Origin of the sequence: Kribbella sandramycini (assembly GCF_013131805.1) — a bacterium.
In the GTDB taxonomy this organism is placed as follows: domain Bacteria; phylum Actinomycetota; class Actinomycetes; order Propionibacteriales; family Kribbellaceae; genus Kribbella; species Kribbella sandramycini.
The window spans coordinates 987,059-1,006,910 of record NZ_JABJRC010000001.1 but is presented as its reverse complement, the minus strand read 5'-3'; the positions used below and the strand labels follow the sequence as shown (position 1 = coordinate 1,006,910).

At 68.4% G+C, this 19,852-nt stretch carries 10 protein-coding genes; 6 read left to right on the top strand and 4 right to left on the bottom strand.

What is annotated here, in order from left to right; translation table 11 throughout:
- Positions 1 to 36 precede the first annotated feature (36 nt).
- Positions 37 to 1,287, bottom strand: a complete 1,251-nt coding sequence (locus HPO96_RS04355; protein ID WP_171671181.1) for a phosphodiester glycosidase family protein — start codon at positions 1,285 to 1,287, stop codon at positions 37 to 39.
- A 190-nt stretch (positions 1,288 to 1,477) separates the two neighbouring features.
- Positions 1,478 to 2,836, bottom strand: a complete 1,359-nt coding sequence (locus HPO96_RS04350; RefSeq protein WP_171671179.1) for a phosphodiester glycosidase family protein — start codon at positions 2,834 to 2,836, stop codon at positions 1,478 to 1,480.
- Between the two features lie 147 nt (positions 2,837 to 2,983).
- Between HPO96_RS04350 and HPO96_RS39510 the strand changes: the two genes are divergently transcribed.
- Entirely contained in the window at positions 2,984 to 3,910 is a 927-nt protein-coding gene (locus HPO96_RS39510) for an AEC family transporter (protein ID WP_171671178.1), read from the top strand.
- On the opposite strand, the gene HPO96_RS37510 is transcribed toward HPO96_RS39510, so the two are convergent.
- Positions 3,911 to 4,981, bottom strand: coding sequence for a hypothetical protein (locus HPO96_RS37510; protein ID WP_202885485.1), 1,071 nt, complete (start codon positions 4,979 to 4,981; stop codon positions 3,911 to 3,913).
- Between the two features lie 138 nt (positions 4,982 to 5,119).
- Entirely contained in the window at positions 5,120 to 7,672 is a 2,553-nt protein-coding gene (valS, locus tag HPO96_RS04335; RefSeq protein ID WP_171671176.1) for a valine--tRNA ligase, read from the bottom strand.
- A 71-nt stretch (positions 7,673 to 7,743) separates the two neighbouring features.
- Here valS and HPO96_RS04330 point away from each other — a divergent pair, with 71 nt between their 5' ends.
- The 5 genes from HPO96_RS04330 to HPO96_RS04310 all read left to right on the top strand — a co-directional run bounded on the left by HPO96_RS04330 (position 7,744) and on the right by HPO96_RS04310 (position 19,841).
- Complete coding sequence (locus HPO96_RS04330; protein ID WP_171671174.1) at positions 7,744 to 9,102, top strand: bifunctional folylpolyglutamate synthase/dihydrofolate synthase; 1,359 nt, start codon at positions 7,744 to 7,746, stop codon at positions 9,100 to 9,102.
- Complete coding sequence (locus HPO96_RS04325; protein WP_171671172.1) at positions 9,099 to 9,458, top strand: DUF4233 domain-containing protein; 360 nt, start codon at positions 9,099 to 9,101, stop codon at positions 9,456 to 9,458. The genes HPO96_RS04330 and HPO96_RS04325 overlap by 4 nt, the downstream gene beginning before the upstream one ends.
- Positions 9,459 to 9,461: 3 nt before the next feature.
- Positions 9,462 to 9,872, top strand: coding sequence for a nucleoside-diphosphate kinase (ndk, locus tag HPO96_RS04320; protein ID WP_171671170.1), 411 nt, complete (start codon positions 9,462 to 9,464; stop codon positions 9,870 to 9,872).
- Positions 9,873 to 10,146: 274 nt separating this feature from the next.
- Positions 10,147 to 13,995 carry a LamG-like jellyroll fold domain-containing protein gene (locus HPO96_RS04315; RefSeq protein ID WP_171671169.1) on the top strand — a complete coding sequence of 1,283 codons (3,849 nt, stop codon included), beginning with the start codon at positions 10,147 to 10,149 and terminating at the stop codon, positions 13,993 to 13,995.
- Positions 13,996 to 14,006: 11 nt separating this feature from the next.
- Complete coding sequence (locus HPO96_RS04310; RefSeq protein WP_171671167.1) at positions 14,007 to 19,841, top strand: RHS repeat domain-containing protein; 5,835 nt, start codon at positions 14,007 to 14,009, stop codon at positions 19,839 to 19,841.
- Positions 19,842 to 19,852 lie beyond the last annotated feature (11 nt).

The following is a 19,852-nucleotide window of genomic DNA, read 5'->3' as shown; positions in this document are numbered from 1 at the left end:
GGTACGCCGGCGCTCGGCGTACCGCGGAGGCTCTTACTACTTGGGGAGGAAGACGAGGGCGTCGCCTACCGCTCTTTCGGCGCCGTTGGTGTTGCTGGGGTGGTTGATGAGGGTGCCGTTGGCGCGGGACATGGCGGTGGAGCCGCCGCCGTCGAGGTTGATGGAGTTGAGCAGGCCTAGGGCGTGGGCTACGGCGGCGGTTTCGTTCAGGGTGGTGCCTACGCTGGTGGTTTGGCGGCCGTCGATGGTGGCGAGGAGGATCTTGCCGTCGCGGGTAGTGCCGGCGATGGTGCGGGGGTTGCGGTCGAAGAAGGAGCCGGAGCCGGGTGGGACGACGACGGCGCCGTTGGCGGTGAGTTGGTAGCGGCCGGTGACGCCGTACAGGTCTTTGTGGAGCGGGACCCGGTGGCCCTGGGCGTCGGTGAGTTCGACCTTGCGGTCCAGGCAGCCGCGGTTCGTGAGGGCCAGTAGGGCTTTCGTGTCCTGGCCGGTGGCTTGGAGGGCGAACTGGCTGGGCGTGAGCGTGGTGCCGCGGGTGGTGGCCGTTCGGACGGCGCAGCCCCGGCGGTCCAGCACGACCTCGACCCCGGCGCCGGACGGCGTGGCCGCGGCGAACTCCGGTGTGAACAGGACGATGTCACCCGCGACCGCGCACACCGTCTGATCGGGGTCGGGACACCCCGCAGGCACCACCGGCGGGTGATTCACGAACTCCAGCGGCAACCGGGCCCCGGTCCACCGGTTCCGAACCTGACCACTCCAGCTCACGTGCCCGGTCAGCATCTTGTTGCGCTTGGCATCGATCAGCAGGTTCGCCTCGGCCGGGTCGGCCAGCGGCTCACTGAGCAGCTTGCCACCGAACACCCCGAGCCCCACCTGCTCACCCGGGTACGCCGGGTTCGCGGTGAACGTGAAGAACGACGCGTTCACCCCCGCCACCGCCCCCGCCGACTTCACCAGCTCCGACGTCTTCTCGACCCGCGCCAGATCCGCGCCGTACGTCGCCTCCAACCGCCCCCGGGCCCGCCGCGGATCAATCGTCAACACGCTCACCACCCACGGCCCGCGCGTCGTCGTGTTGATCTGATCGGCCGGCGCGGGCTCCGTCCCCCGCACGATCCGGGTCAACGTCACCCCACGCGCCAGCGTCTCGGTCGTCCGGGTCTCGGCCAGATCGCCATCGCCCAAGGGCAACCCACCAGGCGTAGCGGCGGCCGGAAGCGCGGTCAACGAGGCCGTGACAGTGAGCAGAGCGGCGGCGAGCCGGAGCTGAGCGGAAGCAGTCATACCCGGCATCCTGCCCCGTTTCGGTGGAATCTTTCCTCTCCACCCGTTTTCCGGTCAGCATCCACCAGGTTACGCCACGGGGAGGGCGGGCCCCAGACACTCACCAACTCTCCGCGCAGGTCACGACACGCCGTGCCGGACGGCGTGTCGCGGGGTGGAGCCGGAGTTGGTGAGTGGGGGCGGTCCGCCTTCACCGCGTCGGGTAGTAGACGAGCGCGTCCCCGACGTAACGCTCGGCTCCGTTCGTCCCGCTCGGCCGGTTGATCAGCGTCCCGTCCGTCCGCGCCATCGCCGTCGAGCCGCCGCCGTCCAGGTTGATGGAGTTGTGCATCGCCAAGGCCTGGGCGACAGCGCCGGTTTCCGCCAACGTCGTCCCGACGCTGGTGGTCTGGCGGCCGTCGATGGTCGCGATCACCACCTTGCCCCCGGCGGTCGAGCCGGCGATCGTCCGCGGGTTCCGCGCGAAGAAGCTCCCGGAGCCACCCGGGACGACGATCGCGCCGTCGCGTGTGAGCCGGTAGCGACCGGTGACGCCGTACAGGCCGCGATGCAGGGTGACGGGAGCGCCGGCCTCGTTGGTGAGCGTGTGGCTGCGGTCGATGCAGCCGCCGGCCGCGGTCAGCGCGAGGAGCGCGTTCGTGTCCCGGCCGGTCGCCTGCAGCGCGAACTGGCTGACGGTGATCGAGCTGCCGCGGGTGGTCGACGTCCGGACGACGCAGCCGAGGCGGTCCAAGACGATCTCGATCCCAGGCCCGGTGGGTGTCTTGGCGGCGAAGTGCGGAGTGAACAGGACGACGTCGCCCGCGGCCGTGCAGATCGTCTGATCGGGATCGGTGCAGGTGGCGGGGACCACCGGGGGATGGTTGACGAACTCCAGCGGCAGTGTCGCCGCGGTGCCGCGGTTCTTCACCTGCCCGGTCCAGCGCAGCTTGTCGGCCACAACTTGGTTGCTGCGGGCATCGATCAGCAAGTTGGCCTCGGTCGCGTTCACCAGCGGTTCGCTGATCAGCTGACCGTCGAAGATCCCCAGCCCGACCGGCTCACCCGGGTACGTCGGGTTCGCGGTGAACGTGAAGAACGACGCGTTCGCGCCGACCACGGCGGCCGCGCTCTTCACCAGCTGCGACGTCTTCTCGACCCGCGCCAGATCCGGCCCGTACGTCGTCTGCACCCGACCCTGCGCCGTCGCCGGGTCGATCGTCACCACATTGACCACCCAGGGGCCGCGCGTCGTCGTACCGATCTCGTCCGGGGCGGCCGGCTCGGTGCCACGGACGATCTTGGTCAGCGTGACGCCGGGAGCGAGCGCCTGATCGGTCCGCGTCTCGGTGAGGTCGGCATCACCGAGGGGTAGCGTGCCGTCGGCGCGCGGCGCGGACGGTGTCGGCGCGCCGGATGCGTTCGGCGTACTCCGGTAACCCGGCGATGCGGGGTCGGAGCCGAACCCCGAGGAGCCCGGATCGTCTCCGGGCGCCGCGCCGGCCGGAACGATCGTGACAGTGAGCAGTGCTGCGACGGCGAGCGCCGTCCGGGTGAAGTGGGCGGGCATGGCGATGGTCCTTCCCCCAGGTGATATGTCTCAGGGTAGGCGGTCATGCGCGGAGCGTGAAGGCATCCGGGGAGTGACTGCCCGAAAGGACGGATCCATCGGTCCGGGATACGATCCGGATGTCTCGAGCCGAGGAGTTGAGTGCGGGTGTCCGCCGTCGTAGGTGCGTTCGTCGCGCTGATCGCGGTGGCGTTGCTCGGGTATCTCGTGGGCCTGGCCGGCGTCCTGAAGGCACAGGACGAGCTGGTGTTGTCGCGGGTCGCGTTCTTCGTCGCGACGCCCGCGTTGCTTTTCACCACCGTCGCGCGGGCGGATCTGCACTCGATCTTCTCCGTGGTCCTGGTGACGAACCTGGCCAGTCTGGTCGTCGTCCAGGTGGTCTTCCTGCTGGTCGCGGTGCTGCTCTGGCGGCGGTCGCGTTCGGAGGTGACGGTCGGCGTACTCGCGTCGTCGTACGTGAACGCGGGCAACCTCGGCGTGCCGATCGCGGCGTACGTGCTCGGGAACGGCGCGTTGGTCGCGCCGATCGTGTTGTTCCAGCTGTTGGTGTTCGCGCCGGTCGCGTTCGCGATCCTGGACGGCGATCGGCAGGGGAGTGGGCGGCGGGTGCAGTGGCGCGCGGTGCTGACGCGGCCGCTGCGCAACCCGCTGACGGTCGCGTCGCTGCTCGGGTTGTTGGTCGCGGCGTTCGACGTACCGCTGCCGACGTTGATGATGCGGCCGATCGATCTGCTCGCCGCGGCGGCGGTGCCGGTCGCGCTGATCGCGTACGGGCTCAGCCTGAGCTCAGGGACGAAGGACTCGATCACGCTGGAGCGGGACGTCGTCCTCGCGGTCGTCCTGAAGACCGTGCTGCAACCGCTCGCGGCGTACGCCGTCGGCCGGTGGGTCCTCGGCCTGGACGGCGCGGCCCTGCTCGCGCCGACCCTGCTCGCCGCGCTCCCGACCGCGCAGAACGTCTACGTGTACGCCGTCCATTACCGGACGTCGCGCACCCTCGCCCGCAGCGCCGTCCTGCTCAGCACGCTGATCTCGATCCCGCTGATGACGGCGATCGCCGGCGTCCTCGGGTAGTCAGCGCATCGCGTTGAAGGCCTCGACGGCGACCGGCGCGACCTCGTCGACGCTGATCCCCTCGTTGGCGGACTGCGCGATCACGGTCAGCGTGTTCGAGCCGCGGTAGCACTGGGTCGGCAGGTTGCCGGTGGTCTCGACGCAGGTCGACTTCCCGACCCGCTTCACCTTGTCGGCCGGGGCGCCGGAGTCCGCGACGGTCTTGTCGATGTCGACCTTGCCGCGGAGCGCGATCACCACGAACATCTTGTCGCCGTTCAAACTCCCGTACGCCTCGACGGTCGCCTGCTTGCCGTCGTTGATTCGGCTCAGCGCCTCCCGCGTCGTGTCGAGCTGCAGCTGTTTGCGAATCCCCTCGTCCGTGATCCGCTCCAGCCCCGCCAGCTTCGCCGGCACCGCAATCCCCTGCGCCGTGTTCAGCCGGTTCAACGGCCCCAGCCCCCACACGTACCCCAACACCGCCAGCGCCACCAACACCACCAGCGCCCCACCCACAGTGACAAACGGCCCCCGCCGCCACCAAGCAGTTTTCTTCTCCCCCTCCCCACCAGCCGCGTCTTTCCCCTCCGCCTTCGCGCCGCCACCCTCCGCGCCCGCCGGCGTCCCCTCAGCCTTCGCCCCGTCCGCCGGCTTCTCGTCAGCCTTCGCCGCGTCAGCCTTCGTGGCGTCCGTCCCCGCAGTCCCCGCCGCAGGCACCTCACTAGCCGCCCCCGCGGCACTAGTTGCGCCGACCTTCGCCGCCCCCGCCGACGCGACCTCAGCCTTCGCCCCGTCCGCCTTCGCGTCGCCCGCCGACTTCCCCTCAGCCTTGGCCCCGTCTGCTGAGCTCACCTTCGGCTCGGCGCCTGCGGCCGGCGTCGTGCTCGCCTTCTCCGTGTCTGCCTTCGGCTCGGCGGCTGCCGCAGGTGTCGTCGCAGCCTTCGTGTCGCCGTCCGGGGTCGGGTCAGACTTCGGAGCGCCCGCCGCGTCGCCGCCTGGTGCTGGGGTGGCGTCCACCTTGGCCGCCTCCACCGCGTCCGGCTTCGCCGGGTCTTCGGCGGGGGTGGGTGGGGTGGGGGTGGGGTCGGTCATGGGGGCTCCTTGGGACAGCGCGGGGGTCAGGCCGATGGTTGCATACCGGACCAACTGACTCCGCAGCGTAGTCGTTGAACTGCGAACGCGTAGTGCCCGCCTCCCCAGCCAGGGCGACGGGCACTACGCGGAACGATCTCAGAGAGTCGCGACGACCGTGACGGCCTCGCTGTCATCGGCGTGCCAGACGATCTCGCCGGTGATCCGGCCGGCAGCGCGCAGATCGGGCTCGGCGCGCTCGGCGAGCGCGAGCCGCGCGGCCGGCCCGCTGACCTCGACCTTGCTGACCTCGGTCTTCATCGAGACCTGCGCCTCGGACTTCGCCCCCCGGATCCCCGCGAGGACCTCGGCGACGGCATCCAGCACCTCGGTCTCCTGCGCGGCGACGGAGAGATCACCCTCCGGCGTCGGCCACGCCGCGAGGTGGATCGAACCCTCCTGCCACCACGACCAGACCTCCTCGGTCGCGAACGGCAGATACGGCGCGAGCAACCGCAGCTGAACCGACAGCGCGACCGCGAGCGCGGCCTTCGCCGAGGCCGCCGGGGCGTCACCCTGACCGCCGTACGCCCGCTCCTTGACCAGCTCGACGTAGTCGTCGCAGAAGGACCAGAAGAACCGCTCGCTCACCTCGAGCGCACCGGTGTAGTCGTACCGCTCGAACGCCGCCGTCGCATCCGCGACGACCGACCGCAGCCGCTGCAGCATCGCCAGATCGACCGGCTCGGTGACCGCGGCCGGGTCGGCCTCGGTCGCGCCGAACGACAGGACGAACTTCGAGGCGTTCAGCACCTTGATCGCCAGCCGCCGGCCGACCTTCATCTGCGACTCGTCGAACGGTGAGTCCATCCCCGGGCGGGCCATCGCGGCGCGCCAGCGGACGGCGTCCGTGCCGAACTTCTCCAGGATCTCCGACGGGACGATCGCGTTGCCCTTGGACTTCGACATCTTCTTGCGGTCCGGGTCGACGACGAAACCGGAGATCATCGAGCGCGCCCAGGGCAGCGTGCCGTTCTCGAAATGCGCCCGGACGACGCGGGAGAACAGCCACGTCCGGATGATCTCGTGGGCGTGCGTGTTCAGATCCATCGGGAAGGTCCGCCGGAACAGGTCGTCGTCCCGCTCCCAGCCGCAGACGATGTGCGGCGTCAGGGACGACGTCGCCCAGGTGTCCATCACGTCGGGGTCGGCCTCGAAACCGCCCGGCCTACCGCGCTGGGACTCGTCGTACCCGCGCGGGGCCTGGGACGTCGGATCGATCGGCAGCTCGGCCTCGGCCGGCATCAGCGGGTGGTCGTAGTCGACCTCGCCGTCGGCGTCGATCGGGTACCAGACCGGGAACGGGACGCCGAAGAAGCGCTGCCGGGAGATCAGCCAGTCGCCGTTCAGGCCCTCGACCCAGTTCAGGTAGCGGTGCTTCATGTGCTCCGGAACCCAGCCGAGCTCGTTACCGCGCTCGACGAACTCGGCCTTCAGATCGGCGCTACGGCCGCCGTTGGTGATGTACCACTGCCGGGTCGAGACGATCTCGAGCGGCTTGTCGCCCTTCTCGAAGAAGTTCGCCATCCGCTCGGTCTTCTTCGGCTCGCCGTCCAGATCGCCGCTGTCGCGCAGCTTCTGGACGATCAGCTCGCGCGCGCTGAACGTCGTCTTCCCCGCGAGCTCGCCATAGAGTGACGCCGTGAGCTCGGAGCCGGCCAGCCACTCCGGGGTGTCGCGCAGGATGCGGCCGTCGCGGCCGACGACCGTGCGGACCGGCAGCTGCAGCTCGCGCCACCACTGGATGTCGGTCTGGTCGCCGAAGGTGCAGCACATGGCGATACCGGCGCCCTTGTCCATCTCGGCGGCCGGGTGCGCCAGGACCGGGACCTCGACGTCGAACAGCGGCGTGCGGACCGTCGTCCCGAACAGCGCCTTGTAACGCTCGTCGTCCGGATGGGCGATCAGCGCGACACAGGCCGGCAGCAACTCCGGCCGGGTGGTCTCGATGTAGACCGGGCCATCGGCGCCGTGGAACGCGACCCGGTGGTACGCGCCCGGATAGGGCCGCGCCTCCAGCTCGGCCTGCGCGACGGCAGTCTGGAAGGTGACATCCCAGAGCGTCGGCGCCTCGGACAGGTACGCCTCGCCGCGGGCGAAATTCCGCAGGAAGGCGCGCTGCGACGTGCGCCGCGAGTCTTCGGAGATGGTCGTGTAGAGGTAGGACCAGTCGACGCTCAGGCCGACCTGGCGCCACATCGCCTCGAACGCCTGCTCGTCGATATGCGTCAGCTCACCGCACAGCTCGACGAAGTTCTGCCGGGAGATCGGGATCTGCTTCTTCGGATCCGGCTTCTCCGGCGGGGTGAAATCGGCGTCGTAGGGCAGCGACGGGTCGCACTTGACGCCGTAGTAGTTCTGGACCCGGCGCTCGGTCGGCAGGCCGTTGTCGTCCCACCCGATCGGGTAGAAGACCTTCTTCCCGCGCATCCGCTGGAAGCGCGCGACCAGATCGGTGTGGGTGTAGCTGAAGATGTGCCCGACGTGCAGTGACCCGGAGACCGTCGGCGGCGGCGTGTCGATGGAGTAGACATCGGCGCGCTCGGCGGTGCGGTCGAAGGCGTAGGTCTGCTGCTCCTTCCATACGGCAGCCCACTTCTCCTCGAGACCGTCGAGGCTGGGCTTGTCTGGAACGCGGGACGTCTGGCTCATGCGCACAATCCTAGTGGTTGTCAAGGGGTGCTCCGAACGGTTATCCACACCCCTCCTAGACTGGTGCCCTGATGAGCGACCTCTCCTACGCCGAGGTATCGGCACGGCTCCAGGCCCGCTGGCCGGAGCAGAAGATGGACCCCACGCTGGAGCGCGTCCAGCGGCTCGTGGAGCTGCTCGGCGACCCCCAGAAGGCCTACCCCGTCGTGCACCTGACGGGGACCAACGGCAAGACCTCGACGGCGCGGATGATCGACCAGCTGCTCCAGGAGGCCGGCCTGCGCACCGGGCGGTTCACCAGCCCGCACCTGGAGACCGTCCGGGAGCGGATCACGCTGAACGGCGAGCCGATCAGCGAGGAGCGTTTCGTCGAGACGTACGCCGAGCTGGAGCCGTACCTCGAGGTCGTGGACGCCGAGCAGGAGCACCCGCTGTCGTTCTTCGAGGTGGTCACCGCGATGGCGTACGCCGCCTTCGCGGACGCCCCGGTCGACGTGGCGGTGATCGAGGTCGGCCTCGGCGGCGCCTGGGACGCGACCAACGTCGCCGACGGCACGGTCTCGGTGATCACGCCGGTCGCGGTCGACCACGCGCACATCCTGGGCGCGGATCCGGTCACGATCGCGAGTGAGAAGTCCGGCATCGTCAAACCGGGCGGTACGACGGTGACTTCGCAGCAGAGCCTCGACGTCCTCGAGGTGCTGATGGCCAAGGCGGCCGAGGTCGGGGCGCCGATCGTCCGCGAGGGGCTCGAGTTCGGCGTGGTCAGCCGCTCGGTGGCCGTCGGCGGGCAGCTGATCTCGCTCAAGGGCCTCGGCGGCGAGTACGACGACGTCTTCCTGCCGCTGCACGGCGAGTACCAGGCGCACAACGCCGCCACCGCGGTCGCGGCCGTCGAGGCGCTGTTCGGCGCCGGCGAAGAGACGGCGGGCCGGGTCACCACCGACCTGCTCCAGGCCGGTTTCGCCGAGGTGACCAGCCCGGGCCGGATGGAGGTCGTCCGGACCAGCCCGACCATCATCGTCGACGCGGCCCACAACCCGCACGGCGCGCAGGCGACGGCGGAGACGGTCTCCGAGGCGTTCGCGTTCCAGCCGCTGATCGGCGTCCTGGGCTGTATGAAGGACAAGGACGTGTACGGCCTGCTGGAGGCCTACGAGCCGATCATGGAGACGGTCGTCTGCACCCGGAACAGCTTCCTGGAGCGGTCGATGCCGGCCGAGGAGCTGGGCGAGCTGGCCGCGGAGGTCTTCGGCGAGGAGCGCGTCCTGGTCCGCCCGCACCTGATCGACGCGATCGACGACGCCATCCGCCTGGCCGAGGAGAACGCGATCGCGATGGGCAGCGGCGGTGTCCTGATCACCGGCTCGGTCGTCACCGCCGGCGAGGCCCGCGCGCTGCTCGTCCGCAAACCCAAGGACGCTGAATGAGATCCCTGGCATCGATCGTCCTGGGCTTCGAGGCCCTGCTGCTGGCGCTCGTCACCCCGGTGATGATCTCGATCGCCGACGTCCGCCCGGCCATCGCCCTCTCGGTCTGCCTCGGCCTGTCCGTGCTGGCGATCCTGTCGGCCGGTCTGCTCCGCAACCGCACCGGCTACATCCTCGGCTCGGCCGTCCAGGTCGGTACTGTCGGCCTCGGCTTCGTCGTCCCCGTCATGTTCGTCCTCGGCCTCGCCTTCGCATCCTTCTGGGTGGCCGCGATCGTCCTCGGCCGTCGTATCGACGAGGCGAAAGCCGCTCAGCAGGTAGGCTCTGCCGCCCCGCCTTCTTCGAGAGAGAGTTGACAGATGTCGCAGCGCACCCTGGTCCTGCTGAAGCCCGACACGGTTCGCCGTGGGCTGGTCGGTGAGGTCCTCGGCCGGTTCGAGGCCAAGGGCCTGTCCATCGTCGCCCTGGACTTCCGCACCATCGACGCCGACACCGCCGACCAGCACTACGCCGAGCACGTCGAGCGGGACTTCTACCCGCCGCTGCGCGACTTCGTCACCAGCGGCCCGCTCGTCGCGCTCGTCCTCGAGGGCGACGAGGCGATCGAGGTCGTCCGCGCGCTGAACGGCGCCACCGACGGCCGCAAGGCCGCTCCCGGCACCATCCGCGGCGATCTGTCCCTCTCCAACCGCGAGAACCTCGTCCACGGCTCCGACTCCCCGGAGTCGGCCGACCGCGAGATCAAGATCTGGTTCCCCGACCTGCCCTGACCCCGCTTTCGACCGTTTGAAAGTGGTTTGAAAGCGGTCTGGTCGATTCTCACGGCGGGGGGTGGTCCCACACCCCCATCTGCCCTGGGAGGGACCTGTGCGACCGCTGCGTGCCGTTCGGTCTGTTGTATTGGTGGCCAGTGCGCTGGCCTTGTTACTACCTGTTCAGGTTGCGGCGGCTGCTGAGCCGGCTGCGCCTGGTGTTACGGAGACTGCGCGCCGGACCGGGAAACCTGTCCCGGTTCCGGCCGCACAGACGGCCACCAGTGATGTGGTGGCCAATCCGGACGGTACGTTCACCGAGACGTTCCACACCGAGCCGATCCGGGTACGCCGGGGCTCCAGCTGGGCTCCGATCGATACGACCCTCGAACGGCGTGCCGACGGCGCTGTGGCGCCGCGGGCCACGAGTGTCCCCACTGTCTTCTCCGGTGGCGGTAAGGGCCCGTTGGTGCGGCTGGGCGCCGAGGGGCGTGAGCTGTCGTACAGCTGGGCCAAGGCGCTCCCGGAGCCGACTCTGCAGGGCAGCACGGCGACGTACGCCGATGTGCTGCCCGGCGTCGATCTGCAGCTGACGGCCAAGAAGCAGGGCTTCGCCAAGGTGTTCGTCGTGCACAACGCGACCGCTGCGAAGCAGTTGGCCACGTTGAAACTCGGTCTGGCCAGTGACGGCCTCGCACTGCGCGACAAGAAGGCCGGCAGCTTCGGTGCGTACGACGCCGCCGGCAAACTCGTCTACGCGTCCGGCCTCCCGCTGATGTGGGATTCCGCGGCCAAGCGCGCCACCGGTACGTCGAAACTGGCAGACGGCGCGCTGACGGTGACGCCGAGCCAGGAGCTGCTCACGAGCAGCGACACGAAGTACCCGGTCTATCTGGACCCCGACACCTCCGGTCCGCTGTACGGGTGGGCGATGGTGCTGTCCGGCCACGCCGACGACGAGTACTGGAACGGTGACTCGGACCGGATCGCCAAGGTCGGCACCTGCTACGACGTGCACAGCGAGTGTTTCGGCATCGGTACGGCGCGGTCCTACTTCCGGTTCGACGTCAGAGGCCTGCTGGGTGGTCAGAAGATCATCAAGGGCGCGTCCTTCAATGCCTTCCTGGACCACGTGCCGGACTGCTCGCGGCAGCGACACGTGCGCGCGTCCAGCACCGCACCGGTCGGTACGACGACCAACTGGAACAACAAGCCCGGTCTGGGCACCAGCCTCGGTGATGTGCTGCCGCCGGTCTGCAAGGACATCTGGATTGGCTGGCAGGCCGCTCCGGCGGTCAACGACGCCGTCAACGCGCACGGTGGCTGGGCGACGATCGCACTGACGTCGGCCGAAGGCGATCAGTACGGCTGGAAGAAGTTCGGGGCGAACCCGACGCTGTCGGTCACCTACAACACGCGGCCGGGCGTTCCGACCGGGCTGACCGTCGAGAACCAGCTGTGCCAGGGCCAGGAGATCTTCGTCAACCCGGCCGTCAGTGCGGACCAGAACCCGACTCGCGGCCCGCGTCTGTTCGCGACCGCGACCGAACAGGACTCGGAGCTGATCCGCACCCGGTTCGAGTGGCGCGACCGCTCCCGGCAGACCGTCCTCGGTGGAGCCACCACTGGGCTGTTCGCGTCCGGTACGAAGTTCGGTGCCGAGGTCACACCGCAGCACGCCGCTGACAACAGCAAACTGTCGTTCCGCGTCTACACGTCCGACGACAAGGACACCTCTGCCTGGAGCGGGTTCTGCGACGTAACAGTCGACCGGACCGCGCCGCAGCAGCCTCCGATCGTGTCCTCGCCGACGTACAAGGAATGCACACCGGACTGCGCGCCTAGTGGTGGTGTCGGCTTCACCGGCGGCTTTGCGTTCAAGACCGGTGGCGACACCGACGTCGCGGGCTTCCAGTACTCGCTGCACGGTGACTTCGAGAACCGGTACGCCGCTGTCGGCTCCGACGGTCAGGCGCACGTACTGGTGACGCCGCCGGACCGTGGCCCGCAGTTCCTCACCGTGCGAGCCGTGGACCGGGCGCGCAACGTGTCCCAGAAGGCCTACGTCTACGAATTCTTCGTCGGCCAGGGCGCCGCGCCGATCGCCAAGTGGCGGCTGGACGGCGAGGGCACGGACACAGCTGTGTACGACGACGCGGCGGGCGACCGGAACGGCGTCCGTCCGGCGGCACCGGTCAGCCAGTGGAAGGGCGGCCGTCTGGGCGACTCCCTCTGGCTGGACGGCTCGAAGTCGGCGTTCGTCGAGACTCCGAGCACTGTCGACACCAGCAAGTCGTTCACGGTCTCCGCGTGGGTGAAGCTCGACCAGGCCGGCACGGTCTACCGGACCGCGGTCAGCCAGAACAGCGGCCGGATCAGCGGCTTCTTCCTGCAGTACAACCCGAACACCAAGAAGTGGAACTTCATGATGCCGGCCAGTGACGCCGACGCGGCGGCCCGGCGGATCGCCGAATCCACCGGCCTCGCCGTCCCGGGCCGCTGGACGCATCTGACCGGTGTCTTCGATGACGCCGCCAAGCAGGCCAAGCTGTACGTCGACGGCGTCGCCGGAACGACCGTGAGCCACCCGAGCCCGTGGCACGCGACCGGTAAGACGCAGCTCGGCCGTGCGCAGTACCAGGGCGTCGGTGTGGACAACTGGCTCGGTGCGCTCGACGACGTCCAGATCTACAACCGGGTGCTGGCCCAGGGGGAGATCGACGACCTGGCGACGAAGCCGGCGAACGAGGAGCTGTTCTGGCCGCTCGACGAGTCGACCGGTGCCCAGGTGAACGATGTCTCCGGCAGCTATCGGCTCGGGACCGCCGCCACCGGGGTGACCCGGACAGCGGGGACGGTCGGCACCGGTGCCGTTCGGCTGGCCGGCAGCGGCACTGGGGTGACCGGCCCGAACGCAGTACTGCGTACTGATACCAGCTTCACGGTCAGCGCGCGGGTCAAGCTCGATGCGGTCGACGACGTGACGCGGACCGTGCTGAGCCAGGACGGTCAGCAGAACAGCGGTTTCCAGCTCGGGTACGACGGTCCCAAGCGACGCTGGTTCTTCAGCCTTTCGCAAGCTGACGGCAGTGCCGACGTACCGGTGGTGGTCCGCGACGACAGTGCGCCGACGGCAGGCAGTTGGACGCTGCTGACCGGTGTCTACGACCATGCGGCCGGACAGATCCGGCTGTACGTCGACAACCGGCAGGTCGGCGGCTTCGTGGCCGCACAGGCGAAGTGGAACTCCGCAGGCGCGTTCCAGCTTGGTTCGGCGCGTCAGGGCGGCCAGGTGGTGAATGCGTTCCTCGGTGAGATCGACGACGTCCACGCCTGGAACGGCGTCCGGGCCGAAGGCCAGATCAAGGACGACTTTGCGACGCCGACGGTCGGTGCGCGGCACACGGCGTACTCCGGTCAGCTGTCGTACTTCCTGGACACCAACGGCTTCCGGATGGTGACCACCGGACCGGTGCCCGCCAGCTCGCACTTCCAGCGGAGCCTCGGCGTACCGGCCGCAGCTGGGACGGAGAACACCAAGACCATCTACGCCTGCCGCAACGGGGCGACGGACTACTTCCTCGACCCGACCTGTGTCGGTCACACCGTGCTGCACAGTGTCGGCCAGTTCTGGGCTACTGCTCCGGCCGGCATCGAGACGGTCCCGGTTTACCGCTGCTACATCCAGATGGTCGCGCACTTCGCTTCCAACAACGAGAACTGCGACGGGGTCGAGGGGGCCCGGATGGAGTTCCTGCTCGGCTACGTGCAGGCCTACTCGGCGCTGATCCGGACGAACGCCACCAACCATCCGTTCGACCACATCAGCAGTACGGGCCGGTTGGCCGCCACACAGCGCGCTGAAGGCGCACTGGGCTACCTCGCCGTCCGTCAGCTGCCTGGGACGACGGCGTGGATGAACTGCCGCGACGGCGCCGACTCGTTCACGTCCAGCTCCGCTGACTGCGAGGGCAAGACGGTGGTCAGTCTGTCCGGCTACGGCTGGACCGAGGCAGCGCCCGGCCGTACCGAGGTCTTCCGGTGCCGTGCGTCCTGGGGTGACCTGTTCGACTCCCGTGACCCTGGTTGTGAACGCCAGACCCTGGTCCGCTCCCTCGGCTTCACCGCCGCCTACCTCTGAAGGACACAGGGATGAATCGATCAGTACTGCGATGGCGGCGGCACGCGTCCGCCGCCGTCGCGGGCCTGGTGGCCCTGTCGCTGGCTGTGCCCGCGCAGGCCGTCCAACTGCCCGAACAGACGAAGAAGCCGTCCGCACCGGACGTCCAGTCCACCCCGACCGTCAAGACGAAAGACTTCGTTCCGACGCCGCCTCCGGTGGCACCCGCTCGACCTGAGCCGGCAGCGCGCACAGCGTGGCCCACCGGCAAGCAGGTGCCGATTCGAGTGCTGTCGCCCGGCAACGCGAAGGTCTCGATGGGACCGCGGGCCAAGGACAAGCTCACGTTCCAGATCGACGGTAAGCGCGCCGGCGGGACAGTCCGCGTCGTGGTGGACTACGCCGCGTTCAAAGACTCCTTCGGCGGCGACTGGGCGTCCCGGCTCCAGATTGCCGGCGGACAGAACCAGCACAACGACACCAAGACCAGCAAGCTCTCGGCCGACGTACCGGTCGGAACAGCCCTGACCGTCGCTGCGGCGCCAGCTGGCTCCGCAGGCACCTACAAGGCGACCTCGCTGTCACCGACCGGCGCCTGGCAGGTTTCGACCGCCAGTGGCACTTTCTCTTGGAACTACGACTTCTCGGTGCCGCAGGTGCCCGGTGGGCTGGTTCCGGAGTTGGCGGCGTCGTACTCGTCGCAGAGTGTCGACGGGCGCACAGTCGCGACCAACAACCAGACCTCCTGGATTGGTGAGGGCTGGGACCTCGGAGCCGGCTTCATCGAGCGGTCCTACAAGAGCTGTGCGGAGGACCTGGACGGGAACAACGGCAAGACCAAGACCGGCGACCTGTGCTGGGAGACCGAGAACGCGGTCATGTCGATGGGGCCGAAGTCCGGCCGGCTGCTCTTCCAGAACGGCACCTGGCGACCGGAGAACGACGACGGCACGAAGGTCGAGCGCATCGTGCGTACGGCCGGTGTGAATGGCGACGACAACGGTGAGTACTGGAAGGTCACCACACCGTCCGGCACGCAGTACTACTACGGCCTGAATCAGCTGCCGGGCTGGAGCAGCGGTAAGGCGGTCACCAACTCGACTTTTACCGTGCCGGTGTTCGGTAACGACGCAGGCGAGCCCTGTCACAAGGCGACGTTCGCGACGAGCGTCTGCCAGCAGGCGTACCGCTGGAGCCTGGACTACGTTGTCGACCGCAACGGCAATGCGATGAGCTACTACTACAACGTCGAGACCGGTAAGTACGGTCAGAACCTCGGTGCGAGTGTGGCGACGTACACCCGCAGCGGAACGCTGAGGCAGCTCGAGTACGGCCTGCGCGACGGTAACGCCTACGCTCAGGCGCCGGCACGCGTTGTGTTCACCACAGCGGATCGGTGTGCGCCGGGCACGAACTGCACGGTGCACGACGCCAAGAGCTGGCCGGATGTGCCGTGGGACGCGGAATGTGCGCAGGCGGACTGCAAGGATGAGCTGTCGCCGAGCTTCTGGTCCACCAAGCGGTTGGCCAAGGTGAACACCCAGGTGTCCACGGGCGGTGGCAACTACGCCCACGTCAACCAGTGGGACCTGACCCATACCTATCCCGCGCCCGGCGACGCGTCAGCCGCGCCACTGTGGCTGAGCTCGATTGCCAGGACCGGACTGGCCACCGAGACGCCGATCCACCTGCCGCCGATGACCTTCGGCTACGAAATGAAGCCCAACCGGGTCGACTCCGCACCGGACGGTCTGCCGGCGCTGAACCGGCCGCGCATCATCACGGTCACCAACGAGTCCGGCGGCCGGACGAACGTCAAGTACGCCGCTGCCAACTGCACACCGACCACGCTGCCGACCCCGAACGGGAACGGCAAGCGCTGCTTCCCGGTGCGCTGGGTGATGGCGCCGGAGGTGGAGCCGCGCAACGACTGGTTCCACAAGTACGTCGTCGAGGAGATCACCGAGGACGACCTGGTCACGACGAACTACAACGGCCGGACCAGCTACAGCTACGAGGGCAACGCGGCCTGGGCGTACGACGAGAACCCACTGGCCGACCCGAAGTACCGCAGCTGGACCGAGTGGCGTGGCTACGAGAAGGTCCTGGTCACCAAGGGCGATCTGACGCAGGAGCCGACCAGTCCGCAGTCAGCAACGCGCCACCAGTTCTACCGCGGTATGGGCGGCAACCTGACCGACTCGACCGGCACGGTCGTACCGGACTCCAAGCAGTACGCCGGCATGCTGCGTGAGGAGCTCACCTACAACGGCGTCGGCGGCGCTGTGGTCAGTAGCGAGATCCACGACCCGTGGTCGCGGCGCACTGCCGAGCAAGCGCCGTACGAGGCCTTCCAGATCGAGGAGGGGCGGACGCAGAGCCGCACTGCGCTCGCGGCAGGCGGCTTCCGGACGACAGAGGTGCAGAGTAAGTACGACGAGTACGGCAATGTGACCGAGGCGAACGACCTCGGTGACACCGCCACCGCGGCGGACGACCGCTGTACGACGACGACCTACATCGGCGATCTCCCGGCGCGGAGCCGGACTGTTGCAGCTGCATGTGGTGTCAGCTCGACGGACGTCATTGCGGACACGAACACGTCGTACGACAGCAGGGGGAACGCGACGAAGGAGGAGGCTGCCAAGGCTTTCAGCGGCGGCACACCGGCTTATCAGACGCAGAGCACGACCACCTACGACAGCTACGGCCGGACGCTCGAGGACAAGGATGCGCTGGGCCGAGCGACCACTACCGCCTACACGGACGTGAACGGCCTCAACACCGTTGTCACCACGACGAACCCGCTTGGACACGTCAGCAAGCAGACGCTCGAACCACGAGTCGGCCAGCCGGTCACTGAGGTCGATGCGAACAACCGAGTCACGTCGACGACGTACGACGCACTCGGTCGGCTGACTGCAGTCTGGAAACCCGGCCGGACCAAGGCGGACCAGGAGTCACCGCATCTGCAGTTCGAGTACGGCGTGCGTCAGTCCGGTGGTCCGACGTGGGTGAAGACGCTCACGCTGAAGGCGAACGGCAACCAGGTGGCGTCCTACCGACTGCTCGACGGCTTCCTCCGGCCGCGGCAGACCCAGGAGCCGAGCCCGCTCGGTGGCCGCATCCTGACCGATGAGGTGATCAACAGCCGCGGCCTGGTCTTCTACAAACGCGCGCCGTTCTACGACAACACCACTGCACCCGGCACCACTCTTGCGACTGCTGCGAACGGTGAGGTGCCGAGTGCAACCGTCACCGGGTACGACGGAGCGGAGCGTCCGACGGCTGAGGTGCATGTCGAGTTCAACGTGGAGAAGTGGCGGACGACCACGACGTACGGCGGCGACCGGGTCACTGTGCTGCCGCCGGCCGGCGGCACGCTGACCACCGCGGTCACCGATGCACGCGGTCAGACGACGGCTCGCCTCCAGTACCAGGGCCGTACGACGAGCACTCCGGCCGACACAACGACGTACGGCTACAACAAACGTGGTGATCTGACTGCGGTCACCGATGCGGCCGGAAACGCGTGGCGGTACGAGTACGACGTACTCGGTCGCAAGACCAAGGTCGATGACCCGGACAAGGGCGTCGCGACGATGACGTACGACGAAGCTGGGCAGGTGCTCAGTACGACGGATGCCCGGGGCAAGACCGTCGCGACCAAGTACGACGCGCTCGGTCGGTCGGTCGAGACCCACAGCGGTACGACGCTGCTGACCAAGTCCGTCTACGACACACTGGCCAAGGGACAGCTCACCTCGTCGACTCGCTACGTGGGCGCCAACGAGTACGTCCGAGCGGTCACCGGCTACGACGAAGCCGGACGGGCGCTGGGCGAGCGGGTCGTGATTCCGGAGTCGGAGGATCGGCTGGCCGGTACGTACACGACCAGCCAGACCTACTCGGACGACGGAAGTCTGTGGTCGACCGGTCTGCCGAAGCTGGGCGACCTGGCTGCGGAGACCCTCAACTACTCGTACACGGCGTTCGGACAGCGCGACAAGCTGACTGGTGCGCTCCCGTACGTGAACAACACGAAGTACACCGCTCTCGGACAGGTCGCCCAGCAGGTACTGGGCACGACAGCGAAGACGCTGTGGCGGACGACGTTCTACGACGCCGGCACCAGTCGGCTCAGCCAAGTGAAGACGCAGCGGGATGCGCAGGGCAGCGTGCTGGCCTCTGACCAGAGCTACTCGTACGACCCGATCGGCAACGTCACCAAGGTCGCCGACCAGGTCCAGGGTCGCGCGCTGGACACGCAGTGCTTCAGCTACGACCACCTGCGCCGTACGACGGCGGCCTGGACGGCAACCGACGACTGCGCAGCCGCACCGAACGCCGCTCGCATCGGTGGGCCAGCGCCGTACTGGCAGGAGTACAGCTACGACGCCACCGGTAACCGCACGAAGCTGATCAGCAAGGGCCTCAACGGTGCAGCGGACAAGGTAAGCACCTACGCGTACGGCCAGCCGGGCAGCGACCGGCCGCATGCCGTGCAGTCCGTGACTGCGGGCTCCACCGTCGCGTCGTACCAGTACGACGCGGCCGGCAACACCGTCAGCCGGACTGGACCTGACGGCCGGCCGCAACCACTGGTGTGGAGTGACGAGGGCCTGCTGGCCTCGGTCGGTGGCAGCACCTACCTGTACGACGCCGCCGGGCAGCCACTCATCCGTCGCGACAGCGGCTCGAGCACGCTGTTCGTCGGCGCCGGTGAACTGAAGCAGACCGGCACGGTTCTCAAGGGGACACGCTACTACGACGACCTCGGCGTCCGCACGTCTGGTGGTTTCAACTGGACTGTCGAGGACCGGTACGGCACTGCGCAGACGGCGCTGGATGCGGCCACGCTGTCGATCACCACCCGGCTGCTGGACCCGTTCGGCGTACCGCGCGGTTCGGCGTCCGGCTGGACCGGCGGCGACCGCGCCTTCGTCGGCGGGGTGCCGAACGCCGAGACCGGCCTGACCAGGCTGGGAGCGCGGGAGTACGACCCGGTGCTGGGCAAGTTCCTGTCGGTGGACCCGGTGATCGATCCGGCCGATCCGCAGCAACTGAACGCCTATGCCTACGGCAACAACAGCCCGGCCACTTTCACCGACCCGAACGGGCTGCGGCACATCGTCGACCTCGACGGCTACGTCACCGCGCCGCCGGCGGCCGGTCAGTCGAAGTCCGCGATGCGGAAGGTTCAGCAGCGCGTCAACCGCTACAAGAAGATGTACAACAAGTGGGGCCAGGCGCAGCGCAAGAAGCGCGAGGCCCAGCGCGCCAAGTTCCAGCAGCGCATGCGGGACCGCAAGAACCGCGGTCCGCTCCGCATGCACAAACACGTCAAGGGACCGTTCCAGACCGCTGCCGAGTCGGTGTTCGGCGGCGACGGCTTCATCAACTCCGGATCGCTGTGTATCGAAGGTTTCGCCGGTGCCGGCGTCGGTGGTGGCGGCGAGGGCTGTTTCAACGTCGATGACAAAGGCTTCACCTTCAGCGCCGGGATGAAGGCCGGTGTGGTCTACGGCGCCGACGCATCGATCAGCGGCGTGCTGAAAGCGAACACCGGTGACGCGACGACGGTGAACGACGGCATCGGCTACGAGGCGTCCGGGGCGCCGCACCTCAACGGGAGCTGGGCCAAGGTGATGGCGCATCTCGGCTCGACCAACGTGAAAGCCGGTTGGGGCGGCGGCCTCGACATGACCCACGATCCGACCACCGGGAACTCGTCGTTCGCGGTGAAGGGTGGCTTCGGGCTCGGAGCCAGCATGGGCGGCTACTACAACACAGTCGGCGTCAACTCCGGCTACGTCTCCACCTGGGAAACGATGGACGCCGTGCTCGGATCGGTCATGGGATGGTGAGGGAGGCAGTG